The following is a 26,421-nucleotide window of genomic DNA, read 5'->3' on the forward strand; positions in this document are numbered from 1 at the left end:
GGACAGCGGGTGGGCGGACAGCGCCAGGTTGACGGGCAGTATGGGTATTTTCAGCCAGTACCACGCGGGGGCCGGCGGGCGCGGGTAGCGCACGGTCGCAATCCAACACGGGCGTGGTGCCCACGACCGGGAGGCAACCCGGTCGTGGGCACGTCGCGACGCCGCCGCGGTGACGTTACAGCTGCGCGGCGATCGTCGAGTAGTAGCTGGCGATCCGCGCGTACACGCCGGGGTAGCCGGCCAGGGCGCAGCCGCGGCCGAACGAGGTCGCGCCGATGAGCTTGCCACCGGCCACCAGCGGGCCGCCGGAGTCACCCTGGCAGGTGTCCACGCCGCCCTGCGGGTAGCCCGCGCAGACCATCGCGGTGGCGCTGTAGTTGGAGTACGCCGTGCGGCACGTGGCGTCCGACGTCACCGGCACGGTCGCGCCGAGCAGGTAGCGCGAGGCCGAACCGCCCGAGGACGTGGTGCCCCAGCCGAGGATGGTCGCGTTCGTGCCCGCCGCGTACAGGGCGGTGTCCGACGGGGTGGCCAGCGGCAGGTAGGGCGAGGGCAGGCTGGTGCCGAGGGTCAGCACCGCGACGTCGTAGCCGGAGCTGGCGGTGCGGTAGCTGGGGTGCACCCAGATCCGCGACACCGTGGCCACGGTGCCCGCCGTGCTCTGCTTGTCGTCCCGGCGGTGCACCACGCGGGTGCTGGACGCGGAGCGCCCGCTCACGCAGTGCGCGGCGGTGACGACCTTGGTGGCGCCCACCAGCGTGCCGCCGCAGAACTGGCCGCCGCTGCTGGTGGCCAGGTACACGACCCACGGGTAGGAGCTGGTGGACACGCGGGAGCCACCGACGATGAACGGGGAGACGCCGTCGGCCGTCGACGCCGCGGCGGGCGCCGTGGTCATGAGACCCACCGCGGCCACGGCCGCGACCAACGACGTGATCAGGCGATGCAGGGTTTTCGCCATGTCGATCCTTCCGAGCAGGGGCGCGCCTGGTGCGGCGCACCCCTCACAGCTAGGACCAAGACGCCGAACCGGACAACCACCTTTCGAAGGGGACCGTCGGCTTCACAGTTGACCCGTGACCCCTGTCACACGCACGACATCCGCCCGAACCGGTCCCGTAACGACCGGTCCCGCGCCCGCGCCGACGAACGCCACCGCCGCGCCCGCCTCGGCGAGCCGCACCGCGCCGTCCGACCGGACCCGCGTGCCGGGCCGCAGCAGGTGCCGCACCTGCGCCACGCACTCCTCGCTGCCCACCACAACCGAGGCCCGCCGCAGCTCGGCCTCGGCCCGGGGCGTGCGCTCGTCCGCGTCGCCCGGACCCAGGCCCACCAGCGCCAGCCTGCCGCGCGGCAGGACGCGCGCCGCCGCCACCGTGACCCCGTCGCCCTTGGCCTTCTCGGCGGCGATCTCGACGCGCCCGCCGCCGGACAGCTCCGCCGCGCCGCGCAGCGCCGCCGCCTCGGCCACGCTCGGGATGCCGATGGCCAGCTCCGCCGGGTTGGGCACCGGGATGACCGCCAGCTCCTCGCCGGGGTAGGTCAGCAGCGGCGCGGTGGTCGAGTCGTGCCAGAAGCCCCAGTCCTCCAGGGCGTCCGCGATGCCCTGCTCGGCGACCTTCCGGTCGAGCGTGGCGAACGCCCGGATCGCGCGCAGGTCCAGCCGGCCCTCGTCCTGGAGCCGCGCCAGCGCCGCCGACACGGCCGAGGCGGACACGCCGGTGCTCGACCCGACGCCGACGACGAGGGTCCGCGGCACCACCCGCACCACCCGCTCGTTCGGCCGCCCCTTCGGCACCCGGTCGTCCACCAGCACGGTCCACGCCACGTCGTGACCGCTCGCCAGCACGTTGTCCGGCATGGCGGGCAGCGGGAAGCCCAGCGGGTTGGCCAGCAGCACCGGTTCGCCGCGCCGGATCGCCTCGCCGCACCCGGCGACGTCGCCCTCCACGGTGGCGTCGAGCAGCTCCACCAGCTCGTCCAGCGGCGAGTCCGCGGTCGCGGAGGTCACCACCGCCTGGAGGCCGAGCACGTCCGCGACCCGCTCGGCCAGCGCGTCCGCGCCGCCCAGCAGCGCCACGGCGAACCCGCCGTCCACGCACACCACGCCCGGGTCGGACCGCTCGTCGCGCACCAGCGGCGCGACCAGCCGCACGGCGGCGCCGGTGCCGAGGAAGAACACCGCCGAGCCCAGCAGCGGCCACAGTCGGCGCAGCGCGGGCCCGACCGGGCCGTCCGGCACCACCGCGTCGGGGCCGAGGAACCCGGCCAGCTCGACCGCGGCGCGGCGGCCACCCTCACCGGAGGCGAAGATCCCGATCACGGCTCTTTCCTCCCCCACAGGACGGTCACCGGGTTGACGGCTGACAAAGATCCTCCGGCCAACCTGGCCGCGGAGAGCTGGCTGCCCTCGACCTCGTACCCGGCGGTGGTCAGCGCGTCGCGGGCGGCCACCACGCGGTCCAGGCGCGGTGTCGCCACCACGACCCGCCGGGCGCCCGAGCGCGCGACCCGCCGCACCACGTCCGCGCCACCGCCGCCGACGAACACCGCGTCCGGGGTCGGCAGCTCGCCCGCCTCCGCCAGGTCCGCCTCGACCACCCGCACGTCCACGCCGTGCGCGGAGGCGTTGGCGATGACCCGCACGCACTGCACCGGGTCCCGCTCCACCGCCACGACCGCCGCGCCGAGCCGGGCGCACTCCACGCCGACCGCGCCGGGTCCCGCGCCGACGTCCCACACCAGCACGCCGGGGCGCGGTGCGAGCCGGGCCAGCGCCAGGGCCCGCACCTCGGCGGCGGCCACCATGCCGTCGCGGTGCGCGAAGTCGTCGTCGGGCAGCGCCCAGCCGCCGGTCGCGGGCGCGAAGTCCTGCTCCGCCAGGCACAGCACCGCGCCCGGCGACTCCCAGCGGCGCACCACCGCGTCCGCCGGGTCCACAGTGGACACACCGGCGGCCGAGGAGACCACCAGGGTGCGCCGCCACCCGGCCAGGCCGCGCCCCAGCGCCGCCGGGTCCGCACCGGACACCACGACGGCGGACCGCGCCCGGCACACGTTCAGCGCGTGCCGCTCGCCGACCGCGGCGGCGTCGACGGCGGTCACGGCCTCCCAGGACCGGCCCGCCCCGGTCACGAACCGGTGCAGCGCGACGACGTCCACGTCAGTTGGCGCGCTTGCTCTTCTTGGCCCGCGACGCGGCCGGCTTGCGCGGCGTCGTGCTGGCGCGGACCGTGGTCGGCTTGGGCTTCGCGGCGGCGGCGACCACCGGCTTCGGCCTGGGCCCCACGACCTCGGCGACGCCCGCGCCCCCGGTCGGGTCGGCGGCCTCCGCGACGCCCGTCCGCTCCGGGGCGTCGGCGGGCTGCGGGGCGTCGGCGGGCTCGGGGGTGTCGAGCACCGGCGCCGGCTCGTCCTTCGCCTTGGCCGCGGCGCGCTTGCTGCGCGCGGTCTCCTGCCAGTCGTGCACCGCCGACCAGGCGGCCACCGACGGCGACTCGCCCGCGGGCCGGCTCGCCCGCATCGCCCACCTCGACGGCCGCGCCCGGCGCACCGGCTCGTCGCCGTCGAGCACCGGCGACGCCGCCCGGCCGCGCACCACCGGCGGCGCGAGCACCTTGCCGACCAGGAACAGCGTGGTGCGGTAGAGCTTGTGCTCCTTGACGCACGCCTCCAGCCCGCCGACCGTGGTCCGCACGACCGTCTCGTCCGGCAGGGACACCTTGTAGGCGACCACGACGGGCGTGTCGTCGGGGTAGCCGCCGGCGCGCAGCCGCTCGACCACCTGGCCGGCCCGCGCGCCGGACGCGGAGATCGCCATCGTGGTGCCGTGCACGGCGAACGCCTCGACGTGCTCGGCGGTCTCGGGGCCGACCAGCACCAGCGACTGCGCCACGTCCGAAGTGGTCAGCTCGCGGCCGACCGACGCGGCCGCCGCGGAGACCGGGGACACGCCGGGGACCACCTCGGTGTCCAGGCCGAGCCGCCGGCAGACCTCCAGCTGCTCGTTGAGCCCGCCCCACAGCGCCGGGTCGCCCGCGTGCAGGCGCACCACCTTGAGCCTGCTCGCCGAGGCGCGCCGGTACAGCTCGACGACCTCGGACTCGTGCACCCGGGAGAAGTCGACCAGCTCCGCGTCGGGGCGGGCGTGCTCGCGCACGCACTCGGCCTCCACCACGGCGGGCGCCCACACCACCACGTCCGCCTCGGCTATCCGCCTGGCGCCGCGCACGGTGATGAGATCGGCGGCGCCGGGACCGGCGCCCACGAAGGAGACCCGACCAGTCATCAACTGCTCCCCATGACACGTTCGGCTGGTGGGCAAGGACCGTACCGCGTTCGAGCGTTCCACTATCGGGTGCCCTCGGCCGCCACCGCCCCGGCCGCGCAGGCCCGGACGAAGCGGGCCACGGCCTCCGGCGCGGACGCCGGGTGGGTGTGCAGGTACGACGCGTGCACGCCGCCGAGCACGAAACCCTCGGCCACCGGGCGCAGGTCGGGCCCGCGCCACCGCCACGCGGGTTTCGCGCCGTGCGGGACGCTCAGCGCGGTGCGGTGGAACTCGTGGCCGGTGACCCTGGCGCCCGGCCGTGCGAGCACCGACTCGTGCGGCGCGACCGCGTCGCGGTAGCCGAGGGTGAGCCGGGGCGTCATCGCGCCGTCGGCGTCGACCACACCGCACATCGGCGCGCCGTCGAGGGACTTGGCCAGGTACAGCAGGCCGCCGCACTCGGCGTGCACGGGCGCGCCGGAGCGGGCCAGCCGGGTGACGTCGTCGCGCAGCCGCTCGTTGGCGCTCAGCTCGGCCGCGTGCTGCTCGGGGAACCCGCCGGGCAGCACCAGGCCCGCGACGCCCGCGGGCAGCGCCTCGTCGCGCAGCGGGTCGACCACGACCACCTCCGCGCCCGCCGCCTCCAGCAGCTCGACGTGCTCGGCGTAGCCGAAGGTGAACGCCGCGCCGCCCGCGACCGCGACCACGGGCGCGCCCGCGACCGCGGTCACCTCGGCCCGCGGGTCCCAGGCGGGCGCGGTCACCGGGGGCGCGCCGGCCGCCAGCGCGCGGACCCCCTCCAGGTCGACGTGCCGGGCGACGGAGTCGGCGATGGCGTCCACCGCCTCCACCGCCGCCGCACCGCGCTCGGCGGCGGTGACCAGACCGAGGTGGCGTGACGGCAGGCGAAATCTGTCATCGCGCGGCAGGACTCCCAACACCTCCAGCCCGACCTCGGCGCAGGCGCCGCGCAGCACCTGCTCGTGCCGCGCGGAGCCGACCTGGTTGAGCACCACGCCGCCCAGCCGCACGGTCGGGTCGTAACCGCGGAACCCGTGCAGCAGGGCGGCCAGGCTGCGGCTCTGGCCGCGGGCGTCGACCACGAACAGCACGGGCGCGGCCAGCAGCTTGGCGACGTGCGCGGTCGACCCGACGCCCTCGGTGTCCACCCGGCCGTCGAACAGGCCCATCACGCCCTCGACCACGGCGATGTCGCAGCCGCGCGCGCCGTGCGCGAACAGGGCGGGCACCCGGTGCTCGCCGACCATGACCGGGTCGAGGTTGCGGCCCGGCCTGCCGGTGGCCACCGCGTGGTAGCCGGGGTCGATGTAGTCGGGGCCGACCTTGAACGGCGCCACCCGGTCACCCGCCCGGCGCAGCGCCGCCATCAGGCCGGTGGCCACGGTGGTCTTGCCGCTGCCGGAGGCCGGCGCCGCGACCACCAGCCGGTTCACCACTCGATCCCCTTCTGACCCTTCTGGCCCGCGTCCATCGGGTGCTTGACCTTCGTCATCTCCACCACCAGGTCGGCGGCGTCCACCAGCTCGGCCGGGGCGTGCCTGCCGGTGATGACGACGTGCTGGTGGCCGGGCCGGTCGCGCAGGGCCTCGACCACCTCGCCGACGTCCACCCAGCCCCAGTGCAGCGGGTAGGTGAACTCGTCGAGCACGTACAGCCCGTGCCGCTCGTCCCGGAGCCGGCGGGCGATCTCCTGCCAGCCCTCCCGCGCGGCGGCGGCGTGGTCGTCCTCGGTGCCCTGCTTGCGGGACCAGGACCAGCCCTCGCCCATCTTGTGCCACTCGACGGGCCCGCCCTCGCCGGTCTGCTCGTGCAGGCGGCCCAGCGCGCGGAACGCCGTCTCCTCGCCGACCTTCCACTTGGCGGACTTCACGAACTGGAACACGCCGATGGACCAGCCCTGGTTCCAGCCGCGCAGCGCGAGGCCGAAGGCGGCGGTGGACTTGCCCTTCATCTCACCGGTGTGCAGGACGACCAGGGGCCGGTTGCGGCGCTGCCGGGTGGTGAGGCCGTCGGCGGGCACGACGGACGGTTGACCTTGGGGCATCTTCGGCTCCTACGCGGCTCGGGCGGCGCGGACCACGCCGGCGACCTGGTCGGCGGACAGCTCTTCCAGGCGCAGGCACGCCGCGTCCAGCGCGCCCGCCACCCGCCCGGCCAGGCCGAGCCTGATCGGGCCGTGCTCGCAGTCCACGACCACGGCGGCCACCCGGTCCGCGGCCAGCAGGCCCGCGGCGCGCAGGGCGTCGCGCACCGGGTCGCCGCCGACGCCGGACGCGGTCGCGCGCCCGTCGGTCAGCAGCACCAGCAGCGGGCGGCGGCGCGGGTCGCGCACGCGCTCGACGTCCAGCACGCGGCGGGCGCGCAGCAGGCCGTCGGCCAGCGGGGTGCGGCCACCGGTGCGCAGGGCGCGCAGCCGGGCCGCCGCGGCGTCCACCGAGTTGGTCGGCGGCAGCGCGACGGTGGCCTCCCGGCCCCGGAAGGTCACCACGCCGACCTTGTCGCGCCGCTGGTAGGCGTCGCGCAGCAGGGAGACGACCGCGCCGGTGACCGCGGACATCCGCTGCCGCGCGGCCATCGAGCCGGAGGCGTCGACCACGAACAGCACGAGGTTGCCCTCCCGGCCCTCGCGCACCGACCGGCGCAGGTCCGCGCCGCGCAGTTCGAGACCGGGACCGCTGCGGCCCCGGGCGGCCTGGTGGGGCGCGGCCGCGGCGAGCGTGCCGAGCAGGTGCAGGCCCGAACCGTCCACAGTGGAGGGTCGGACCACGCGGCCGGTGCGGGCGCGGGCCCGGGAGCGCTTGCCGGGCGCGCCGTCGCCGACGCCGGGCACCTGGAGCAGGCGGGCGCGGAAGGCGGGCGAGGGCGCGTGCGGGCGCTCGCCCGACGGGCCCCGACCGTCCGGGTCGGACCGCTCCGGCGGGCGGCCGGGCAGCTCGGCGCCGTCGTCGGCGTCCCGGCCGCCGCCGTCGGGACCGCCACCGTCGGGTCCGCCGTCACCGGGGCCGTCACCGTCGTCGTCCGGCCCGTCGGGCTCCGGTTCCCCGGCGGCCTCGGCGCCCTGCCGGAGGGCGTCGTCCAGCTGCTCCTCCTCCAGCCCCGGCTCGTCGAACGGGTCGCGGCGCTTGCGGTGCGGCAGGGCGAGCCGCACGGCCGCCTCCACGTCCTCCTCGGCCACCTCGTCCGCGCCCCGCCACGCCGCGTGCGCGATCGCGGTGCGGGCCACCACGAGGTCCGCGCGCATCCCGTCCACCTCGAACGCCGCGCAGATCGCGGAGATCCGGCGCAGCTCGGCGTCCGGCAGCACCACCGACGCCAGCCGGGCGCGGGCCTCGACGATCCGCGCGGCCAGCTCGGCGTCCTCGTCGGCCCAGCGCGCGGCGAAGCCCTCCGGGTCTGCCTCGTAGGCCAGTCGCCGCCGGACCACCTCGGTGCGCGTGGCCACGTCGCGGGCGGCGCGGACGGCGACGGTGAGGCCGAACCGGTCCAGCAGCTGCGGCCGCAGCTCGCCCTCCTCCGGGTTCATGGTCCCCACCAGCAGGAACGACGCCGCGTGCGACACGGACACGCCTTCGCGCTCGACGTGCGCGCGCCCCATGGCGGCGGCGTCGAGCAGCAGGTCCACGAGGTGGTCGTGCAGCAGGTTGACCTCGTCCACGTACAGCACGCCCCGGTGCGCGGCGGCCAGCAGGCCGGGCTGGTAGGCGCGCACCCCCTCGGTGAGCGCGCGCTCCAGGTCCAGCGAGCCGATCAAGCGGTCCTCGGTCGCGCCGACCGGCAGCTCGACCAGCCGCGCGGGCCGCCGCTCGGAGCCGCCGCCGTGCGGGCCGTCCGGGCAGTCGGCCGCCACCGCCGGGTCGCAGCCGAACCGGCAGCCCGGCACCACGTCCAGCTCGGGCAGCAGCGCGGCCAGCGCGCGGACCGCGGTCGACTTCGCGGTGCCCTTCTCACCTCGGACGAGCACCCCGCCGATACCGGGGTGCACGGCGTTGAGCAGGAGGGCCGTGCGGAGGTCGTCCTGTCCGACGACAGCGGAAAAGGGGAAACGCGCGCCCATGCGGCGGTGTCCTTCCTCGGGTGTCCACGCCCGGGTCCGGTGGTGACGACAGGGGGGCGAGTTCCTGACTCCCGGGGTGAACCGGTCACAGTGGCGGGACCGTGCCGGACTTCCACCGGCTTCCTCGCGCACCCCTACAGCCCCGGCATCGTCGCACCCGGGGGCGGCTGGTCCAAGCCCCGGGGGCGCGAGCGCGATCACACCGGCCGGGCTCGGGCCGGGCGCTACCGCCGGCCGGCGCCGACCGGGGCCACCGGTCGGCCGAGGTCCGCGCCGCCGCGGGCGGGCCCGGCCGGGTCACCCAGCTCCACCTCGACGCTCAGCGGCGCCCGGAACGACAGCAGCCCCAGCATCGGCGGCGGGTCGGCCGAGGCGAGCCGCAGGCGCGGGAACCTCAGCGCGGTCTCCCGCAGCACCACCTCCGCCTCCAGCCGGGCCAGGCCCGCGCCGAGGCAGAAGTGCCTGCCGTGCCCGAACGCCAGGTGCCTGCGGGCGTTCGGGCGGCCGGGGCAGAACCGCTCGGGGTCGGCGAACGCGGCGGGGTCCGAGCCGGCGCCCGCGAGCATCAGCAGCAGCGGCGCGCCGGCCGGGACCTCGACCCCGGACAGCACGGCCGGCTCGGCCGCGACCCGACGCCACGTGGTGACCGGCGGCTCCCGCCGCAGCACCTCCTCCGCGCACGCCGCCGCCAGGCCCGGCTCGCCCAGGCGCGGCCACAGGTCGCCGTGCCGCAGCACCGCGTGGAACGCCGCGCACAGCAGCTGCGTCGTCGTCTCCTGCCCCGCGATCAGCAGGAAGTAGCACAGCCCGGCCGCGTCCCGCAGCGGCACGCCCTCGGCCCGCAACGCGCCGAACAGGTCGTCGCCGCGCGGGTCCGCGCCCTCGATCCGCGAGGTCAGCCACCGGTGGAACGCGGCGGCCGGCCCGGCCAGCTCGCGCTGCCGCTCCGGCGTGACGTCGCCCCAGAACAGCTCCAGCGACGCGGTGCTCCACGCCTTCAGCGCGGCCACGTCCACGTCGCGGATGCCCAGCACCTCCAGCAGCACCACCGCGGGCAGGTCGCGGGCCAGCGCCGGGTGCAGGTCGACCGACCCGGTCAGCCCGGCCAGGCGCGCCGCGGTCAGCTCGGCGACCCGCGGCCCCATCGCGGCCACGCGCGCGGGCGTGAGGAAGCGGGCGACCAGCCGGCGCAGGGCGGCGTGGGTCGGGGTGCCGTTGTTGGCCAGCGTCGGCGGCAGCGAGAACCGGGAGCGGGCCAGCTCGCGCAGCACCGGGCCCGGGATGGGCACCACCGCGGTCAGCGCGTTGTCCGGGTGGAACCGGCGCGGGTCGGCCAGCACCGCGCGCACGTCGTCGTACCGGCTGACCAGCCACAGCCCGGTGCGCCCGTCGCGGTGCACCGGCGCCCGCTCGCGCAGCGACCGCAGGTCGGCCGGTCCGGGCTGGAAGAGGTCCACGCCGGCACGGTAGCCGCCGGATGCGACACTGCCGGCGTGAGTGTGCGCACAGGTGAGTCGGTGTTCGACTGGATCGACACGCGCGCCGGGGCCCGCGCCAAGGCCGGTCTCGCGCGCCGCGTCCGACCCCGCCCGGCCCACTCCGCGGACCTCGACCTGGCGTCGAACGACTACCTGGGCCTGGCCCGCGACAAGCGGGTCACCGGCGCGGCGGCGGCGGCCTCGCTGCGCTGGGGCGCGGGCTCCACCGGGTCCCGCCTGGTCACCGGCTCCACCGAGCTGCACACCGAGCTGGAGTACGAGCTGGCGAACTTCTGCGGCGCCCAGTCCGCGCTGGTGTTCTCCTCCGGCTACGCGGCCAACCTCGGCGCGCTGACCGCGCTGTCCGGGCCGGGCACCGCGATCGTCGCCGACCAGCACATCCACGCCTCGCTGATCGACGGCACGCGGCTGTCCAAGGCCGACGTGGTGGTCGCCGGGCACTGCGACGTGCCGAAGGTCGCCCACGCGCTGGCCACCCGCGGCAAGCGGCGGGCGCTGGTGGTCACGGACTCGGTGTTCTCCGTGGACGGGGACCTCGCGCCGCTGGCGGAGCTGGCCGCCGCCTGCCGCGAGCACGACTCGGCGCTGGTCGTGGACGACGCGCACGGCCTGGGCGTGCTCGGCGACGGCGGGCGCGGCGCGGTGCACGCCGCGGGCCTGGCCAAGGCGCCGGACGTGGTGACCACGCTGACCCTGTCCAAGTCGCTCGGCGCGCAGGGCGGCGCGGTGCTCGGGCCGAGCCGGGTGATCAGGCACCTGGTGGACACCGCGCGCACGTTCATCTTCGACACCGGTCTCGCCCCGTCGAGCGCGGCGGCGGCGCTGGCCGCGCTGAAGGTGCTGCGGGAGGAGCCGGACCGGCCCGCGCGGGCCCTCGACGTGGCCCAGGACCTGGCGTCCCGGCTGCGCGAGGCGGGTCTGCGGGTCAGCGCGCCGACCGCGGCCGTGGTGTCGGTGCAGGCGCCCTCGCCCGAGGCGGCGTTCGACTGGGCCGAGGCGTGCCGGGCCCAGGGCGTGGTCGTGGGCTGCTTCCGGCCGCCGTCGGTGCCGGACGGGATCTCCCGGCTGCGGCTGACCGCCCGCGCCGACCTCACCGGGGCCGACGTCGAGCGGGCCGTGCGGGTGATCACGGAGACCGGCGCATCCGCAGGTGCGGTATCCCGTCCTCGTCCGTGAACTCCGCGCCCTGCGGCTCGAAGCCGAACGAGGCGTAGAAGTCGGCCACGTAGGTCTGCGCGTCCAGCACGCAGTCGGCCCGGCCGACCTCGACCAGCGCCGCCTCCACCAGCCGGCGGCTGTAGCCGCGGCCGCGGGCGGCGCGGGCCGTGCACACCCGGCCGATGCGGAACCCGCCGCCGGGCTCCTCCAGCAACCTCAGGTAGGACACGGGCTCCGGCGAGCCGTCCTCCTCCAGCCAGAGGTGCCGGGTGCCCGGCTCCAGGTCACGGCCGTCCAGGTCCTGGTACGCGGCCTTCTGCTCCACCACGAACACGTCGCAGCGCAGCTTGAGCAGGCGGTAGAGCCGGTCGGGCGTCAGGTCGGCCGACCACTGCCGGCGCAGGGTCGCCGGGTACTGGGGTGAACGCACCGGACCGTGGTACCACACGGGTACCGGGCGGTCCTCAGAGCCACGCCCGGTAGCGGCTCAGCGCGGTGTAGACGCCGGGGTGGTCCGGGCGCGCGCAGCCGTGGCCGAAGGACACCACGCCGACCAGCTCGCCGGCCACGGTGAGCGGGCCGCCCGAGTCGCCCTCGCACGCGTCCTTGCCGCCCTCCGGGTAGCCCGCGCACAGCATCGCGCCCGGCAGGTAGGCGGGCACCAGGGCCGCGCACTCGGCGTCGGTCCGGATCGGCACGTCGACCTCGCGCAGGACGCGGCTCGGGGGCAGCAGCTCGCCGGTGCGGCCCCAGCCGTGGACCGCGGCGGGCCCGGTGCGCGGGTCGGCGATCCCGATCGGCCGGTACGGCAGCGGGTCTGCCAGGACGAGGACCGCCACGTCGTCGCCCGAGGTGACGGCGGTGAACCCGGGGTGCCGCCGGATCTCCGCGACCCGGCCGGCGCGGCCCGCCCGGCTGTCCAGGTCGGCGCGGCCCGCGACGGCGGTCACCTCGCCCGCCACCCGGTCCCGCCTGCCGAGGGCGGTGCGCTCGACCGTGCAGTGCGCGGCGGTGACGACCTTGTCCGGCGCGATCAGCGCGCCGCCGCAGAAGAAGTTGCCCGCCCGGTCGAGCAGGGCGACCACCCACGGCGCCGGCGGCGCCTCCCGGCCGCCGACGACCGCGGCCGCGGGGAGCCCGGAGAAGAGCAGGACGAGCACGGCGAAGACCGGTGCGCTGATGCGCATGGACCACTCCCCTACGTCACGTGGGCGAACGGCCACAGACCGTAGCGGAGCGCGCACGCCCCCGTCATCCGGGTATGGGAACCGGAAAATCTGTTGTTAGGATCCGTTGGCGCCGAAGATTTAACGGTCAGTGAGGCAGATCACGAGCATCTGTCCGGAACATGAGGGAGGTTCCCATGCACCTGGATCTCACCCAACTGCCGGCGTTCCTCATCGCGTGCGCGGTGGTGGTCCTGACCCCGGGCGTGGACGCCTTCCTCCTGCTGCGCACCTCGGTGCGCTCCGGGACGCGGGCCGGCCTGCTGGCGCTCGCGGGCATCCACACCGCGGCGTTCCTCCAGGTCGCCCTGGTGATCTCCGGCGTCGGCGCGATGATCGCCCGCTACCCGGCGGCGTTGACCGCGCTGCGGTGGGTCGGGGCCGCCTACCTGCTCTACCTGGCCGTGTCGATCACGCGCGGCCTGCTGCGGCCCGCGCCCGAGGAGGCGTCGGCGGTCGCCGCCCGGCCGTTCCGCCAGGGCTTCCTGACCAACATCACCAACCCGAAGATGCTGCTGTTCTCGCTGGCGTTCCTGCCGCAGTTCATCGGCTCGGGCGACCCCGCGCCCCAGCTCGCCCTGCTCGCCGCGGTGTTCCTCGGCCTGGCCGCGCTGTGGGAGCTGACCATCGTGGTCGCCGCGGCGCGCGTCGCGGGCTCGCTGCGCCGGCCCGGCGTGACCACGGCGCTGGACGCGGTGTGCGCGGCGGTGTTCCTGACCATGTCGATCGGCCTGGTGCTCTGAGCGCCCGGGTGCTCCGAGCGCCCTGAGCGCTCCGAGCGCCCTGAGCGCTCCGGGCGCCCTGAGCGCTCCGGGCGCCGTGACGCGCCCGCCGGTCCCCCTGCCCCGGGACCGGCGGGCGCGCCGGGCTACGCCACGCCGTTCACCTGCTCGGTCAACACGTCGAAGAAGGACATGACCCGGCTGTAGGCGCCGGGCTTGCCCCGGCGCGCGCACCCCTCGCCCCACGAGGTGACGCCGATCAGCCTGCCGCCCGCCACCATGGGCCCGCCCGAGTCGCCCTGGCACGTGTCGACGCCGCCCTCCGGGTAGCCGGCGCAGGTCATGTGCCACGCGTCGTACTGGAAGTAGGCGGCCGAGCAGTCCTCGTCGGACATCACCGGCACGGTCGCCCCCATCAGGTACCGCGACACCGCGCCCTGCTCGCTCGTGCGGCCCCAGCCCAGCACCAGCGCCCCGGTGCCCGGCGCGTACAGCCCCGCGTCCCCCGGCCCGGCCAGCGGCAGCGGCTCGTAGGGCACCTGCTCGCGCAGGGTCAGCACGGCGACGTCCGCGCCCCGGTCCGCCGCCACGTAGTCCGGGTGCACCCACACCTCGTTCAACCGGACGACCCGCCCCTGCTTGCCCTGCTTGTCCTCGCGGCCCACCACGACCCGCGAGTTGCGCGTCGTCATGCTCCGCGCGCAGTGGGCCGCGGTGACCACCTTGTCCGGCGCCACCAGGGTGCCGCCGCAGAACTGGTAACCACTCGAATCGGTCAGGTACACCACCCACGGGTGGTCCGCGATGGACACCCGGTCCCCGCCCACCACGCGCTCGTCGGCCGCGGCGACGCCCGCCAAGGCCGTCGTCACCGCCACCACCACCGTCGTCAACACCGCGGCAAGCCGCATCGCGCCTCCTCCTGGTCGAATGACACCCAAGAGGGAAGCTAGTCAGAACGGCGTAGTCAGTTGCTCTGTTCGGCCTTATTTCCACCGAACTTGCTACGGACCTTGTCCGCGGTGCCCACCACCACGTCGCCCAGCTCGTTGAAGATCTTCATCAGGGGGTCCTCGGACTGGGCCGCCGACTCCTTGTAGGAACGGGCCGCCGCCTTGACGTCCTCGGTGAACGAGCTGGTCGGCCGGTCGTCCTCGCGGCGCGCGTAGTCGCCGGTGAGGATGGTCCGGTAGTCCTCGCTCGCCGCCCACTTCTGCAGCTCGGCCGCGCGCACCACGGCCAGCGGGTGGGTCAGCGGCCAGGTGCGGATCAGCTTGAGCACCGAGTCGCGCACGTCCTCGACCTGCTCGTACTCCCTGGCCTGGTTGAGGAACTCGGCCGTGTCGACCTGGCTGAGGTCCATGCCGCCCGCCATCGCCACGTGCACCCGCAGGCCGGCGGCCGGGTCCTGCACGCACAGCAGGCCGGCGCGGTCGCAGGACAGCTCGGTCTTGCGGTACCACTCGCTCAGCGCCGCGATCACCGCGCGGATCGCCCAGTACCCGACTGGCATCCAGCCCATCCCGTACTGCACCTGCATCAGGCGCTGGAGGATCGTCCGGTACAGGGCGTGCCCGGACAGCACGTGCCCCATCTCGTGGCCGATGGCGAACCGCAGGCCGTCCTGGTCGAGGAGTTCCACGAGCCCGGTGGTCAGCACGATGAACGGCTTGTCGATGCCGATGGTCATGGCGTGCGGCACCGGGTCGCGCCGCACGAACAGCTCCGGGACCGGGTCGACGTCCAGCGTCGCCGCGGTCTCCAGCCGGATCCGGTCCAGCGCCGGGTACTGCTTCGGCCCCACCCGGATGCTCGACGCCAGGTGGCCCAGCCGCTCACCGCGCTCGGTGAACGCGCCCGCCACCGCCTGGAGCACCGGCCCGATGCCCGGCACCGCCCGCAGGACCGCCAACGCCCCCCGGTCCACCGGGTGCTCGTACGCCCGCGGGCTGATGCCGGGGAAGCGCACCCGCGCGGTCGACCGCTCGATTTCCTCGCCCATGGACCCAGAGTGCCACGGTCGGGCGGGTCGGCGTTCCCGAACGGAGCAATCGCCGGGCACACTGGCGCCGTGGACGAGATCGGTGGCCGGGCCGACGACCTGGCGGACGTGCTCGGCAACGACTACACCGCCCGCGGGCTGCCGCTGGGCGGCGACCTGGGCGCGGTGCTGGTGCGCCGCCGGGCGGCGCACGCGACGCGGGGCGCGGTGCTGTACGTGCACGGGTTCGCGGACTACTTCTTCCAGACCCACGTGGCCGAGCACTTCACCGACCGCGGCTTCGACTTCTACGCCCTCGACCTGCGCGCCTACGGCCGCTCGCTGCGGCCGGGGCAGGCGGCGGGCTTCGTCACCGACCTCACCCAGCACTTCGAGGAGATCGACGCCGCGACGCGGGTGATCCGCGAGGAGGACGGCCACCGGCACCTGGTCGTCATCGGCCACTCCACGGGCGGGCTGATCACGAGCCTGTGGGCGCACGAGCGGCGGGACGACGACGTGCTCGACGCCCTGGTGCTCAACAGCCCGTGGCTCGACCTGGCCGAGCCGTGGCTGCTGCGCACGGTCGGCACCGCGGTGATCCGGGGCGTCGGCCGCGTCGCGCCGCGACTGGTGCTGCGACCCGGCCTGGGCCCGGTGTACGGCCACAGCGTCCACCGCGACCACCACGGCGAGTGGGACTTCGACCTGGCGTGGAAGCCGATCGAGGCGTTCCCGGTGCACGCCGGGTGGCTGCGCGCGGTGCGCCGCGGCCACGCCCGCCTGCACCGCGGCCTGGACGTGCGGGTGCCGGTGCTGCTGCTGTGCGCGAGCCGCAGCCACCTGCGCGCCAAGCGGTGGTCGCCCGAGGCGATGACCGCGGACACCGTGCTGGACGTGGCGCACATGCGGAAGTGGGCGCCGAGGATCGGGCGGCAGGTCCGGGTGGTGACCGTGGAGAACGGGATGCACGACCTGTTCCTGTCGGCCGAGCCGGTGCGCAGGCGGGCGCTGGCCGAGGTGGACGAGTTCCTGGATTCGATCTGAGCCGGGCGGGTGGCGCCCCTACGGTCGGCGGGGTGACCGAAGCCGACCACCTGCTCGCCACTCGCGAGTCCTACGACACCGTCGCCGAGACCTACGACGAGTTCGTCAAGCCGCGGTTCGCCGCCGACGCCGTCGGGCGCGGCCTGCTGGCCGCGTTCGCCGAACTGGCCCGGGAGGTCGGGCCGATCGCCGACCTCGGGTGCGGCCCCGGGCACGTCACCGCCCACCTGGCCGGGCTCGGCGCCCCGGTGTCCGGCGTCGACCTGTCGCCGAACATGGTCGCGATCGCCCGGCGGACCTACCCGCGGCTGCGGTTCGAGGTGGGCTCGCTGACCGACCTGGGCCACCTGCCCGACGGCGGGCTGGGCGGCGTGCTGGCCTGGTCGTCGACCATGCACGTGCCGCCGGCGGAGCTGCCGGGCGCGTTCGCCGGGTTCCACCGGGTGCTCGCGCCCGGCGGGCACCTGCTGCTCTCGTTCCACGCCGGCGACGGGCACCTGAAGCCGGAGCGGGGCTACGGGCACCCGGTGACCTACGAGGCGTGGCTGCGCCGGCCCGACGACGTGGTGGCGCTGCTGGAGGACCTGGGCCTGGAGGTCACCGCACGGGTGCTCCAGCCGGGGCCGAAGTGGACGTACTCGACGCTGTTGGCGCGCAAACCCGCGTGACGCCTCAGAGGAGCCCGGCGCGGGCTGCCGCGAGCGCCGCCCGCGCCGCGCGGTCGGCGGTGGCGTGGTCGAGCGGTTCGCCGGACACGAAGACCCGGTAGAACAGCGGGGCGCAGGTCTGCCGGACCAGCTCGGCGGGGTCGGCCAGGGGCGGCAGCTCGCCGCGCTCGACGGCCCGCTGCGCGATCACGCCGCCGGCCTCGTGCCGGGCGGTGTAGTAGTCGCGCTTGGCCTGCCGGGCGCGGCCGGACTGGAGGGCGGCGGCGACCAGGGCGATCGGGACGCGGCCGCGCCCGGGGTCGGCGAAGGTGTCGGCGACCTCGCGGGCGAGCGCGATCAGGTCGCCCTCGACCGTGCCGGTGTCGGGCGCGGTCCAGCCCACGTCGCGGCCGCGGTCGAGGGCGTCGGCGATCAGCACGTCCACGGTGCCCCAGCGGCGGTAGACGGTGGTCTTGTGCACGCCCGCGCGGTCGGCGACGTTCTCGACGGTCATGCCGAGGTAGCCGCGGTCGACGAGTTCGGCGTGCACGGCTTCGAGGACGGCGTCGCGCACGCGGGCCGACCGACCACCGGGACGTGTGCTCAATTGCAACTCCAGTTGCGTTAGTAGTGGACCTGTGCCACTCTAACGCAACACGAGTTGCGTTAAGGAGTGCCCTTGACCTTCATCCCCGACCCGACCGCCCTGCACCCGCTGGCCCACACCGACCGCGTGGTGCTGCTCAAACCGCTGGTCACCGCGCCGACGATCGAGGTCGGCGAGTACACCTACTACGACGACCCGGAGCACGCCACCGAGTTCGAAGAGCGCAACGTGCTCTACGGGTACGGGCCGGAGAAGCTGGTCATCGGGAAGTTCTGCGCCCTCGCCGCCGGCACGCGGTTCATCATGGCCGGCGCGAACCACCTCAACACCGGCGCGTCCACGTTCCCGTTCACGATCTTCGGCGGCGAGTGGCGGGACCGCACCGCCGACCTGTTCGAGGACATGGGGACGCGCGGGGACACCGTCGTCGGCAACGACGTGTGGTTCGGTTACGACTCCCTCGTCATGCCGGGGGTCTCCATCGGCGACGGCGCCATCATCGCCGCCCGGTCCGTGGTGGTGTCGGACGTGCCGCCGTACTCGGTCGTCGGCGGCAACCCCGGGCGCGTGGTCAAGCAGCGCTTCCCGGACGAGGACGTGGCCCGCCTCCTGCGCGCCCGCTGGTGGGACTGGCCGATCGGGCTGATCACCGAGCACGCCCGCACGATCATGACCGGCACGCCGTCCGACGTCGAGCGCGTCGCCGTCGAGCACGGCCTGTGCTGACCGCGCCGACCAGCCGAACGGTCTAGCGCCCGGCGCGCCCGGCGGGTGGATCATGGGTGCATGGCCGAGGAGTACGACCGGTACTGCGACCTGACCATGCGGGGCGGTGCCACCAGCGGCGTGGTGTACCCGTGGGCGGTCGTGGAACTGGCCGAGCACTACCGCTTCCGGTCACTGGGCGGCGCGTCCGCGGGCGCCATCGGCGCCGCCTTCACCGCCGCCGCCCAGAAGGGCCGCGAGCAGGGCGGGTTCCGCAAGCTCCACGACCTGGTCGACTGGTTCGCCGCGCCGGGCTGGCCGCTGGCCCAGCTCTTCCAGCCCAGCGAGCACACCCGCAAGCTGTTCCGCGTCGTCGCCGCCGCCATGCAGCGGCGGGACACCACCGGGCGCAGCCCGCTGACCTGCCTGCTGCTCGCGCTGCTCAGCGCGATCGGGTGGCGGGCGCGGCTGTTCCTGGCCCTGGCTCTCGCGCTGTGGTTCGTCGGGCCGACGCTGTGGTCCCGCGTGGTCGAGTGGGGCGCCACGCCGACGTGGGCGCTGATCGCGATCACCGCCGCCGCGGCGGTCGGAGTGCCCGCGCTCCTGGCACGATCGCTGTTGCGGGGCAAGGACTCCTGGCTGCGGCGCATCGGCACCGCGCTGCTGCTCCTGCTGCCGCTCGCGCCGGTCGCGGCGGCCACCCGGTGGGACGCGCGCAGCCTGGCGAGCGCGGCCACCGCGGCGGTGTGGTGGCTCGTGCTCGGCTTCGCGCTCGTGAGCGTCGTCGCCCTCGTGTACGGGTTGGGCGCCAAGCGGTTCCTGGACCGGATGGCCACCACCATCCACTTCGGGCTGGTGCCCGGCACCGGCCGGTTCGAGGCGAACTTCTGGGACCGCCGCTGCGGCGTGCCGAGGTCCACCGGCGTGCCGCCGCTGAGCGACTGGCTCGCCGACCGGCTCGACGACCTGTCCGGCGTGCCGAACCTGTCCTTCTCCGACCTGGACGCCAACCTGGTCCTGATGACCACGGACTTGTCCGAGGGCCGCCCCTACCGGCTGCCGTTCACCGAGCCGGTCGACCCGTGGCTGTTCTGCCGCACGTGCCTGGGCGCGGTGCTGCCCCGGAGGACCGTGGACGCCCTGGGCGCCGACCCGTCCGGGCACCGCTGCCCGCTGCACCCGGACGAGCCGGTCCACGCGCTGCCGCGCGACCTGCCCGTGGCGCTCGCCGTCCGGATGAGCATGCCGCTGCCCGGCCTGATCGCCGCCGTGCCGCTGGTGCGCGCCGAACCGGAACCCCGCGTGCACTGGTTCTCCGACGGGGGCATCACCAGCAACTTCCCCATCCACTTCTTCGACCAGCTGCTGCCCCGCTGGCCGACGTTCGGCCTGAGCCTCCAGTCGTACCCGCCGGGCGACGACCGGGACGTGTGGCTGCCCGAGCAGGACGCCTCCACCGGCGGCGCGCCGTGGCGCGGAATCGGGCTCGCGCAGCACTTCGCGTCCGCGATCCTGGACACCGCGCTCGGCTGGCGCGACACCATGCAGTCCGCGCTGCCCGGCTACCGGGGCCGGATCGCGCACGTCCGCGTCCGGCCGGACGAGGGCGGCACCAACCTGTTCATGCGGCCGGAGACGATCCTCGCCCTGGCGCGGCGGGGGCGGGAGGCGGGCAGGTTGCTGCGCACCCGCTTCACCCAGGACGCCAGGACCGACCGGTACCGGTGGATCCGGATGCGGCTGGCCATGCGCGAGTACCAGCAGCTGGCCGAGCAGGCCGGGCAGCGCGGCGCGCTCTACCGGGACCTCGCCGAGCGCTACGAGGTCCCCGAGGACCTGCGGGAGTGGTTCACCGTGCCGCCGACCGGCACCGACCCGCACGCCCGGGAGATCGCGATCACCCTGGACGCGCTGGGCGGCCTGCCACCGGGCCCGTTCGACGGCGAGCCGCCGGTCGACCCGGACCTCCGCCTGACCCCGCCGGAGTGACGGGGTCGGCGGTCGGGCCGGTTCAGGGCTCGCGACCGGCCCAGGCCCCGCGACCGGCCCAGGCCCCGCGACCGGCCCAGGCCCCGCGACCGGCTCAGGGCTTGCGGCCGACGCCGGCGTACGCGCTGATGTAGGCGTCGTCGGAGTCCGGGTGCCACTCCGACAGCGGCACGACGCCCGGCTCGACCACGTCGAACCCGGTGAAGAACGCGGCGATCTCCTCGCCCGAGCGCAGCACCAGCGGGCTGTCGGTCTTGCGGTAGATCGCGTTGACCTGCTCGCCGCCCTCGATGCCCTCCGCCGAGATCCCGTCCCAGCTGGCGTGCGAGATGGCGATGAAGCTGCCGGGCGACAGGGCCTCGCGGTAGCGCGTGACGGCCTTGTGCGGCTCGTCGGCCTCCGGCACGAAGTGCAGCACCGCGACCATCAGCAGGCCGACGGGCCGGTCGAAGTCGATCATCCGGCGGACGTCGTCGTTGCCCAGCACGGAGTCCGGGTCGCGCAGGTCCGCCTGGATGGCGCAGGCCAGCGGGTTGTCCGCGAGCAGCGCGGTGCTGTGCGCCACCGCCACCGGCTCCACGTCGGCGTAGACCACCCTGGCCGACGGGTTGGACTGCTGGGCGATCTCGTGCACGTTGCCCACGGTCGGGATGCCCGAGCCCAGGTCCAGGAACTGGTCGATGCCCTGCTCCAGCAGGTAGCGCACCGCGCGGCGGAGGAACGAGCGGTTGGCCCGCGCCGCGCCGGGCATGCCCGGGAAGATCTGCTCGACGGACTTCGCGGCTTCGCGGTCGACCGCGAAGTTGTGCGAGCCGCCCAGGTAGTAGTCGTACATCCGGGCCGCGCTCGGCCGGTCCAGGTCCACCGAGGACGGGACCCAGCTCGCCTGCTCCATGCGCACATCTCCTCGTCAGCCGACGGCGTGATCGTCGTGGCGTGCCGGACCCGGCACAACCCCCGAACGGACGCTCGTGCCCGTTTTGCCGCAACCTAGCGGATGGGCGGGACCCCGCCGAGGCTCGCCTCGACGCGGCGGGTCCGGTCACCCCGGCGCGCCGCCGGGTCCGGGCCCGCCACGCCGGTCGAGTTCGTCGAGTTGTCGGCTCACCCGGTCGGCCTCGGTGTCGCGGCCCTGACCCCGGTACAGCTCCAGCGCCTGCCGCCACACCTCGCGCGCCCGGCCGACCTCGCCCAGCGCGGCGTACGGGTGCCCGAGGCCGTCGAGGCTGTCGGCCTCCGCGTAGCTGTGCCCGAGCTCCCGGAACACGGCGAGGGCCCGGTGGTAGTGCTCGACGGCCTCGCCGTGCCTGCCGGTGCGGTGGTCGATGTAGCCCAGGCTGTCCAGGCTCATCGCCTCGCCCTCGCGCGCCCGGTGCTCGCGCTGGAGGGCGAGCGCGGCCCGGCAGTGCTCGCGGGCCCGGTCGTACTCGCCCAGCAGGGCCGCGTACCAGCCCACGAGGTTGAGCGCCAACGCCTCCCCCACCGGGTCGCCCAGGGCTCGTTGCAGCCGCAGGGCGTGCGCGGCGTGCTCCAGCGCCTCGCGGTTGTCGCCCCGCAACGCCCACAGCCGCGTGAACTCCTGGTGGGCGCGGGCCTGCCCGCCCTCGTCCCCGGCGCGTTCGGCCAGGACCAGGACCTGCCGCAGGTGCCGCTCCGCCTCCTCGTACCGCCCGAGGTCGGCGCAGGCGCGGCCGGTGTACTGGTGGGCCAGGGCGCGGGCGGCGGGGTCGGGCAGGTGCTCGGCGGACGCCAGCCCGGCCCGCCACGCGGCGAGCCGGTCGTGGAGGTGCCCCCGCCGGTGGTGGAACGTGGTGAGGGCCCAGGCCAGGCCCCACGCGGCCCGGTGCCGACCGGCGGCGGAGGCGGCGCGCTGGGCCACCAGCAGGTTGGGGTGCTCGGCGTCGAACCAGGCCAGGGCGGCGGCGTAGTCGGCGGGCGGGCGGAGGTGGGTGCCGGGTTCGGGCGGATCCAGCTCGACTGGCACGCGGGTGGGCAGCAGCTGCCGGTCGGCGGCGACGGCGGTGTGCAGGTAGTGGTCGACCACCCGGCGCAGCGCCTCGTCGCGAGTCCGCTCGGGCAGGGCGGACGCGGTGTCGGCGGCGTGCCTGCGGATCAGGTCGTGCATCCGGTGGTGGCCGCGGGCGTCCTCCGTGATCAGCGACGCCTGCTCCAGGCCGCGCAGCACCGCCCTGGCCGCGCCCGGGGACAGGCCGGTGAGGCTCGCGGCGGCGGGCAGGCCGATGTCCGGTCCCGGCGCGATGCCGAGCAGCGCGAACGCGGTGGCCTGGTCGGCGGTCAGGGCGCGGACGGACCAGGACAGCACGGTGGGCAGGCTGGCGGTCGGGTCGTCGTCGTCCAGCGCGTCCAGGCCGAGGTCGCGCAGCTCGGCGGCCAGGGCGGCGAGGGTGGGCCGGGGTCGGGTGCGGGCGTGGGCGGCGACGATGCCCAGCGCCAGCGGGAACCCGCCGCACAGCGCCACCAGCTCGGCGACCGCGGCGGGTTCGGCGGCGACCCGGGCGGGGTCGAGCCGGTTGGTCAGCAGTGCCCTGGCCTCGTCGTCGGACAGCACGTCCAGCGGCACGTGGTGGGCGTCGTGCGCGGTGATCAGGCCGGCCATCCGCCTGCGGCTGGTGACCAGCACGGTGCAGGTGTCACCGCCCGGCAGCAGCGGCACGACCTGGGCGGTGTCGGCGGCGTTGTCCAGCACCAGCAGCATCCGCCGACCGCCGACCAGCTCCCGGAACAGCGCGGCCTGGGCGTGCGGGTCGACGGGGGTGCGGCCCGGGTCGACGCCCAGGGCGTCGAGGAAGCCGCGCACCGCCACCGCGGGGTCCATCGGCTCGCCGTCGGGGCTGAACCCGCGCAGGTCGACGAAGAGCTGGCCGTCCGGGAACCGGTCGAGGGCGCGGTGGGCCCAGTGCAGCGACAGCCAGGTCTTGCCGATGCCGCCGGCCCCGGCGATCGCGGAGATCACCACGGTGGAGCTGCCCGCGACGGCGGCGTCCAGGCGGTCCAGCTCCTCCCGGCGCCCGACGAACGGCGTCGGCGGGGCCGGCAGCTGGTGCGGCGCCGACGCCGGGTCGGGCACGGGGCGGTCCAGGACGGCCGGGTCCGCCGGGTAGGGGTGGTCGGGCAGGGCGATCCAGGCGGTGTCGCGGGTCTCCTTCACCGCGACCGGCGCGGGCCGGAAGGTGGCCGGGTCGAGCACCTCGGAGTTGCGCACCACCTCGTCGAAGACCCAGCGGGACACGATCAGCGCCAGCGCGCCCGGCGAGTCGGCCAGGGCGCGCTTCAGCGGCGCCGCGTCGATCAGCCGGAACGCCGTCGTCAGCGCGGTGGAGGTGGCGCCGTGGCCGTCGAAGGCGACCTCGCCCGCGTGCACCGCCACCCGCAGCCGGACCCGCTGCTCGGGCGGGCTGCCCCCGTTGTGGTCGCGCAGCGCCGCCACCAGCGCGCCGGGCGCCACCTCCACCAGCGGCCCCTTGGGGAAGTCCGGCGGCACCAGGACGAACACGCTGTCGCCGCGGTCCTCGCGGTAGCAGTCCTCCCAGGCCACCCCGGCGGCCCGCAACGCCGCCTCGACGACCTGGTAGAGGCCGGCGCGCGTGCCGAGCTGGTGCGGCAGCGTCCGCCGCGGGTCGCCGAAGCCCTCCACGTCGACCACCACGATCGCGCGGTGCACCGCCGAACCGGCGCGCACCGCCGTCAGCTCCCACCGGCCGCAACAGCCACGTGGTGCATCGTGCCGGTCACGCGAGGTGAGGGCAGGGGCTGCGGGGTGAAGTGCACCCGAAAGCCGCAGCACCTCCCGCGGTTCGGGTCCTCCGGCCCGCTTCGGGGTGGTTCGGACTCGATCGGGGCCGCTCGCTCAGGGCGAACACGAGCCGGAAACAATCCCGCGCTCACCTTGGTTGAGCCAGTCAGACTCAACTTTGGAGGAATCATGGGCGAGACGTTGGCGCTGCCGGTGCTGCCGCTGGACGACGTGGTCGTGCTGCCGGGCATGGTCGTGCCGATCCGGCTCAGCGGCGCCGACGCCACCGCCGAGGCCCGCGCCGCGGTCGAGGCCGCGACCGCCGCCGGCGGCCAGTCCAAGGTGCTGCTGGTGCCGCGGCTGGACGGCAAGTACGCGAAGGTCGGCACCCTCGGCGTGATCGAGCAGGTCGGCAGGTTGTCCGGCGGCGAGCGCGCGGCCGTGGTGCGCGGCACCGAGCGGGTCCGCATCGGCACCGGCACGACCGGGCCCGGCGCGGCGCTGTGGGTGGAGGCGACGATCGCCGACGTGCCGCCGGCCGACGAGCGCACCCGCGAGCTGGCCCGCGAGTACCGCGCGCTGGTCACGTCGATCCTCCAGCAGCGCGGCGCGTGGCAGGTGGTCGACTCGGTGAAGCAGGTCGACGAGCCGTCGGCGCTGGCCGACCTCGCCGGGTACGCCTCGTACCTGGACGACGGGCAGAAGGTGTGGCTGCTGGAGACCCCCGACACCGGGCAGCGGCTGGAGAAGCTGATCGAGTGGGGCCGGGAGCACCTGACCGAGCTGGACGTCGCCGAGACGATCCGCAAGGACGTCAAGGAGGGCGTGGAGAAGCAGCAGCGCGAGTTCCTGCTGCGCCAGCAGCTGGCCGCCATCCGCAAGGAGCTGGCCGAGCTGGACGGCAAGCCCGCCACCGAGGAGCAGGACTACCGGGCGCGCGTCGAGGGCGCGGACCTGCCCGAGCACGTGCGCAAGGCCGCGTTGACCGAGGTCGACAAGCTGGAGCGGACGGCCGAGCAGTCACCCGAGGTCGGCTGGATCCGCACGTGGCTGGACACGGTGCTGGACATGCCGTGGAACAACCGCACCGAGGACTCCTACGACATCGCGGGCGCGCGGGCCGTGCTGGACGCCGACCACGCGGGCCTGGACGACGTGAAGGAGCGCATCGTCGAGTACCTGGCCGTGCGGCGCAGGCGCGCCGACCGGGGCATGGGCGTCGTCGGCGGGCGGCGGTCCGGCGCGGTGCTGGCCCTGGTGGGCCCGCCCGGTGTCGGCAAGACCTCGCTCGGCGAGTCGGTCGCGCGGGCCATGGGGCGCGAGTTCGTCCGGGTCGCCCTGGGCGGCGTGCGGGACGAGGCCGAGATCCGGGGCCACCGGCGCACCTACGTCGGCGCGCTGCCGGGTCGGATCGTGCGCGCCATCTCCGAGGCGGGCTCCATGAACCCGGTGGTGCTGCTGGACGAGATCGACAAGGTGGGCGCGGACTACCGGGGCGACCCGACCGCCGCGCTGCTGGAGGTGCTGGACCCGGCGCAGAACCACACGTTCCGGGACCACTACCTGGAGGTCGAGCTGGACCTGTCGGACGTGGTGTTCCTGGCCACGGCCAACGTGCTGGAGTCCATCCCCGGCCCGCTGCTGGACCGCATGGAGCTGGTCCGGCTCGACGGGTACACCGAGGACGAGAAGGTCACCATCGCCCGCGACCACCTGCTGCCCCGGCAGGTCGAGCGCGCCGGCCTGACGCCGGAGGACGTCTCGATCAGCGAGGCCGCGCTGCGGAAGCTGGCCGGCGAGTACACCCGCGAGGCGGGCGTGCGGCAGCTGGAGCGCTCGCTGGCGCGGGTGCTGCGGAAGGTGACGGCCCGGGTCGCGCTGGGCGAGGCGGAGCTGCCGGTGCCGGTGGACGTGCCGGACCTGCGCGGGTACCTGGGTTCGCCCAAGCACACGCCGGAGTCGGCCGAGCGGACCGCCGTGCCGGGGGTGGCCACGGGGCTGGCGGTGACCGGCGCGGGCGGCGACGTGCTGTTCGTGGAGGCGTCGCTGGCACCGAAGGGCACCGGGTCGGCCGGGGTGACGCTGACCGGGCAGCTCGGTGACGTGATGAAGGAGTCGGCGCAGATCGCGCTGTCGTACCTGAAGTCGCACGACGCGGGCGCGGAGGCGCTGGCCGAGCGCGGGGTGCACGTCCACGTGCCGGCGGGCGCGGTGCCGAAGGACGGCCCCTCGGCCGGCGTGACCATGACCACGGCGCTGGCGTCCCTGCTGTCGGGCCGCCCGGTCCGGTCGGACGTGGCCATGACCGGCGAGGTCTCGCTCACCGGCCGGGTGCTGCCGATCGGCGGGGTCAAGCAGAAGCTGCTGGCCGCGCACCGGGCGGGCATCACCACGGTGCTGCTGCCGAAGCGCAACGAGCCGGACCTGGACGACGTGCCGGAGCAGGTCCGCGACGCCCTGACCGTCCACCTGGTCGGCGACGTCAGCGAGGTCCTGACCCTGGCCCTCGAACCGGCCGCCACCGCCACCACCACCGCCGCCTGACCCCACCACCCCGCGTGTCCTCCACTCGGACACCGCGTGTCCTCCACCGGGGCATCGCGTGTCGTCCACTCGGACACCGCGTGTCCCACGTCCAGGACCCCCGAGCCCGACGCTCGGGGGTCCTGTGCGGTGAGCTGGCGGTGCCGGACCGGAGGACTCGCGGTGCCGGACTGGAGGACACGCGGTGCCGGACCGGA

Annotated in this window: 22 protein-coding genes and 1 riboswitch; of the genes, 7 read left to right on the forward strand and 15 right to left on the reverse strand. The window is 75.5% G+C overall.

Translation table 11 applies throughout. The features are described from left to right. Positions 1 to 175 precede the first annotated feature (175 nt). The 8 genes from ACFV4N_RS15725 to ACFV4N_RS15760 all read right to left on the reverse strand — a co-directional run bounded on the left by ACFV4N_RS15725 (position 176) and on the right by ACFV4N_RS15760 (position 9,802). Positions 176 to 961, reverse strand: a complete 786-nt coding sequence (locus ACFV4N_RS15725; protein WP_499673228.1) for a S1 family peptidase — start codon at positions 959 to 961, stop codon at positions 176 to 178. Between the two features lie 102 nt (positions 962 to 1,063). Further along, a complete protein-coding gene (locus ACFV4N_RS15730; protein WP_499673229.1) occupies positions 1,064 to 2,323 on the reverse strand; it encodes a cobalamin biosynthesis protein in 1,260 nt (419 codons plus the stop codon). Then, positions 2,320 to 3,162, reverse strand: a complete 843-nt coding sequence (locus tag ACFV4N_RS15735; RefSeq protein ID WP_499673230.1) for a bifunctional cobalt-precorrin-7 (C(5))-methyltransferase/cobalt-precorrin-6B (C(15))-methyltransferase — start codon at positions 3,160 to 3,162, stop codon at positions 2,320 to 2,322. Before ACFV4N_RS15735 ends, ACFV4N_RS15730 begins: the two co-directional genes overlap by 4 nt. Before the next feature lies 1 nt (position 3,163). After that, positions 3,164 to 4,288, reverse strand: a complete 1,125-nt coding sequence (locus tag ACFV4N_RS15740) for a cobalt-precorrin-4/precorrin-4 C(11)-methyltransferase (protein ID WP_499673231.1) — start codon at positions 4,286 to 4,288, stop codon at positions 3,164 to 3,166. Between the two features lie 62 nt (positions 4,289 to 4,350). Continuing rightward, positions 4,351 to 5,724 (reverse strand): cobyrinic acid a,c-diamide synthase CobB, encoded by a 1,374-nt coding sequence (locus ACFV4N_RS15745; RefSeq protein WP_499673232.1) that lies wholly within the window; start codon positions 5,722 to 5,724, stop codon positions 4,351 to 4,353. Then, a complete protein-coding gene (gene cobO, locus ACFV4N_RS15750) occupies positions 5,721 to 6,335 on the reverse strand; it encodes a cob(I)yrinic acid a,c-diamide adenosyltransferase (protein ID WP_499673233.1) in 615 nt (204 codons plus the stop codon). The genes ACFV4N_RS15745 and cobO overlap by 4 nt, the downstream gene beginning before the upstream one ends. Positions 6,336 to 6,344: 9 nt before the next feature. Then, on the reverse strand, positions 6,345 to 8,345 hold the full coding sequence (locus ACFV4N_RS15755) for a putative cobaltochelatase (RefSeq protein WP_499673234.1): 2,001 nt from the start codon (positions 8,343 to 8,345) through the stop codon (positions 6,345 to 6,347). Between the two features lie 38 nt (positions 8,346 to 8,383). Further along, a riboswitch (cobalamin riboswitch) is annotated at positions 8,384 to 8,505 on the reverse strand. Positions 8,506 to 8,569: 64 nt separating this feature from the next. After that, complete coding sequence (locus tag ACFV4N_RS15760; RefSeq protein WP_499673235.1) at positions 8,570 to 9,802, reverse strand: cytochrome P450; 1,233 nt, start codon at positions 9,800 to 9,802, stop codon at positions 8,570 to 8,572. A 36-nt stretch (positions 9,803 to 9,838) separates the two neighbouring features. On the opposite strand from ACFV4N_RS15760, the gene ACFV4N_RS15765 reads away from it, so the two are divergent. Continuing rightward, on the forward strand, positions 9,839 to 11,020 hold the full coding sequence (locus ACFV4N_RS15765; protein ID WP_499673236.1) for an 8-amino-7-oxononanoate synthase: 1,182 nt from the start codon (positions 9,839 to 9,841) through the stop codon (positions 11,018 to 11,020). Here the strand turns inward: ACFV4N_RS15765 and ACFV4N_RS15770 are convergent. Together ACFV4N_RS15770 and ACFV4N_RS15775 are read right to left on the reverse strand one after the other, a co-directional pair. After that, on the reverse strand, positions 10,971 to 11,432 hold the full coding sequence (locus ACFV4N_RS15770) for a GNAT family N-acetyltransferase (RefSeq protein ID WP_499673237.1): 462 nt from the start codon (positions 11,430 to 11,432) through the stop codon (positions 10,971 to 10,973). The genes ACFV4N_RS15765 and ACFV4N_RS15770 overlap by 50 nt on opposite strands. A gap of 34 nt (positions 11,433 to 11,466) precedes the next feature. Then, positions 11,467 to 12,189 (reverse strand): serine protease, encoded by a 723-nt coding sequence (locus ACFV4N_RS15775; protein ID WP_499673238.1) that lies wholly within the window; start codon positions 12,187 to 12,189, stop codon positions 11,467 to 11,469. Between the two features lie 176 nt (positions 12,190 to 12,365). Here ACFV4N_RS15775 and ACFV4N_RS15780 point away from each other — a divergent pair, with 176 nt between their 5' ends. Further along, on the forward strand, positions 12,366 to 12,971 hold the full coding sequence (locus tag ACFV4N_RS15780) for a LysE family translocator (protein WP_499673239.1): 606 nt from the start codon (positions 12,366 to 12,368) through the stop codon (positions 12,969 to 12,971). Positions 12,972 to 13,096: 125 nt separating this feature from the next. On the opposite strand, the gene ACFV4N_RS15785 is transcribed toward ACFV4N_RS15780, so the two are convergent. Both ACFV4N_RS15785 and ACFV4N_RS15790 read right to left on the reverse strand, forming a co-directional pair. Next, complete coding sequence (locus ACFV4N_RS15785; RefSeq protein WP_499673240.1) at positions 13,097 to 13,861, reverse strand: S1 family peptidase; 765 nt, start codon at positions 13,859 to 13,861, stop codon at positions 13,097 to 13,099. A gap of 56 nt (positions 13,862 to 13,917) precedes the next feature. Then, positions 13,918 to 14,952 (reverse strand): M48 family metallopeptidase, encoded by a 1,035-nt coding sequence (locus tag ACFV4N_RS15790; RefSeq protein WP_499673241.1) that lies wholly within the window; start codon positions 14,950 to 14,952, stop codon positions 13,918 to 13,920. Positions 14,953 to 15,021: 69 nt separating this feature from the next. On the opposite strand from ACFV4N_RS15790, the gene ACFV4N_RS15795 reads away from it, so the two are divergent. Further along, positions 15,022 to 15,978 (forward strand): alpha/beta hydrolase, encoded by a 957-nt coding sequence (locus ACFV4N_RS15795; protein WP_499673242.1) that lies wholly within the window; start codon positions 15,022 to 15,024, stop codon positions 15,976 to 15,978. A gap of 32 nt (positions 15,979 to 16,010) precedes the next feature. Next, a complete protein-coding gene (locus ACFV4N_RS15800) occupies positions 16,011 to 16,646 on the forward strand; it encodes a class I SAM-dependent DNA methyltransferase (RefSeq protein ID WP_499673243.1) in 636 nt (211 codons plus the stop codon). Positions 16,647 to 16,650: 4 nt separating this feature from the next. Here the strand turns inward: ACFV4N_RS15800 and ACFV4N_RS15805 are convergent, their stop codons facing one another. Next, on the reverse strand, positions 16,651 to 17,232 hold the full coding sequence (locus ACFV4N_RS15805; RefSeq protein WP_499673244.1) for a TetR/AcrR family transcriptional regulator: 582 nt from the start codon (positions 17,230 to 17,232) through the stop codon (positions 16,651 to 16,653). A 72-nt stretch (positions 17,233 to 17,304) separates the two neighbouring features. Between ACFV4N_RS15805 and ACFV4N_RS15810 the strand changes: the two genes are divergently transcribed. Beyond that, on the forward strand, positions 17,305 to 17,958 hold the full coding sequence (locus tag ACFV4N_RS15810; protein ID WP_499673245.1) for a CatB-related O-acetyltransferase: 654 nt from the start codon (positions 17,305 to 17,307) through the stop codon (positions 17,956 to 17,958). Between the two features lie 60 nt (positions 17,959 to 18,018). Beyond that, a complete protein-coding gene (locus tag ACFV4N_RS15815; RefSeq protein ID WP_499673246.1) occupies positions 18,019 to 19,926 on the forward strand; it encodes a patatin-like phospholipase family protein in 1,908 nt (635 codons plus the stop codon). A 94-nt stretch (positions 19,927 to 20,020) separates the two neighbouring features. Here ACFV4N_RS15815 and ACFV4N_RS15820 read toward each other — a convergent pair whose 3' ends face one another. Further along, the gene (locus ACFV4N_RS15820) at positions 20,021 to 20,821 is read right to left on the reverse strand and encodes an SAM-dependent methyltransferase (protein WP_499673247.1); all 801 of its coding nucleotides are present in this window, start codon (positions 20,819 to 20,821) and stop codon (positions 20,021 to 20,023) included. A gap of 147 nt (positions 20,822 to 20,968) precedes the next feature. Continuing rightward, complete coding sequence (locus tag ACFV4N_RS15825; protein WP_499673248.1) at positions 20,969 to 23,626, reverse strand: ATP-binding protein; 2,658 nt, start codon at positions 23,624 to 23,626, stop codon at positions 20,969 to 20,971. A gap of 243 nt (positions 23,627 to 23,869) precedes the next feature. Here ACFV4N_RS15825 and lon point away from each other — a divergent pair, with 243 nt between their 5' ends. Continuing rightward, positions 23,870 to 26,224: an endopeptidase La gene (gene lon / locus ACFV4N_RS15830; RefSeq protein ID WP_499673249.1), complete on the forward strand. Its 2,355-nt coding sequence runs from the start codon at positions 23,870 to 23,872 to the stop codon at positions 26,222 to 26,224. Positions 26,225 to 26,421: the final 197 nt, after the last annotated feature.

Origin of the sequence: Actinosynnema sp. NPDC059797, from assembly GCF_042732085.1 — a bacterium.
GTDB lineage: Bacteria > Actinomycetota > Actinomycetes > Mycobacteriales > Pseudonocardiaceae > Actinosynnema.

Bases quoted from the DNA above. Each gene is read 5' to 3' on its own strand.
- lon (WP_499673249.1), top strand. From the start codon at position 23,870: ATGGGCGAGACGTTGGCGCTGCCGGTGCTGCCGCTGGACGACGTGGTC.
- ACFV4N_RS15780 (WP_499673239.1), top strand. From the start codon at position 12,366: ATGCACCTGGATCTCACCCAACTGCCGGCGTTCCTCATCGCGTGCGCG.
- ACFV4N_RS15740 (WP_499673231.1), bottom strand. From the start codon at position 4,288: ATGACTGGTCGGGTCTCCTTCGTGGGCGCCGGTCCCGGCGCCGCCGAT.
- ACFV4N_RS15725 (WP_499673228.1), bottom strand. From the start codon at position 961: ATGGCGAAAACCCTGCATCGCCTGATCACGTCGTTGGTCGCGGCCGTG.
- ACFV4N_RS15815 (WP_499673246.1), top strand. From the start codon at position 18,019: ATGGCCGAGGAGTACGACCGGTACTGCGACCTGACCATGCGGGGCGGT.
- ACFV4N_RS15820 (WP_499673247.1), bottom strand. From the start codon at position 20,821: ATGGAGCAGGCGAGCTGGGTCCCGTCCTCGGTGGACCTGGACCGGCCG.
- ACFV4N_RS15785 (WP_499673240.1), bottom strand. From the start codon at position 13,861: ATGCGGCTTGCCGCGGTGTTGACGACGGTGGTGGTGGCGGTGACGACG.
- ACFV4N_RS15775 (WP_499673238.1), bottom strand. From the start codon at position 12,189: ATGCGCATCAGCGCACCGGTCTTCGCCGTGCTCGTCCTGCTCTTCTCC.
- cobO (WP_499673233.1), bottom strand. From the start codon at position 6,335: ATGCCCCAAGGTCAACCGTCCGTCGTGCCCGCCGACGGCCTCACCACC.
- ACFV4N_RS15790 (WP_499673241.1), bottom strand. From the start codon at position 14,952: ATGGGCGAGGAAATCGAGCGGTCGACCGCGCGGGTGCGCTTCCCCGGC.
- ACFV4N_RS15755 (WP_499673234.1), bottom strand. From the start codon at position 8,345: ATGGGCGCGCGTTTCCCCTTTTCCGCTGTCGTCGGACAGGACGACCTC.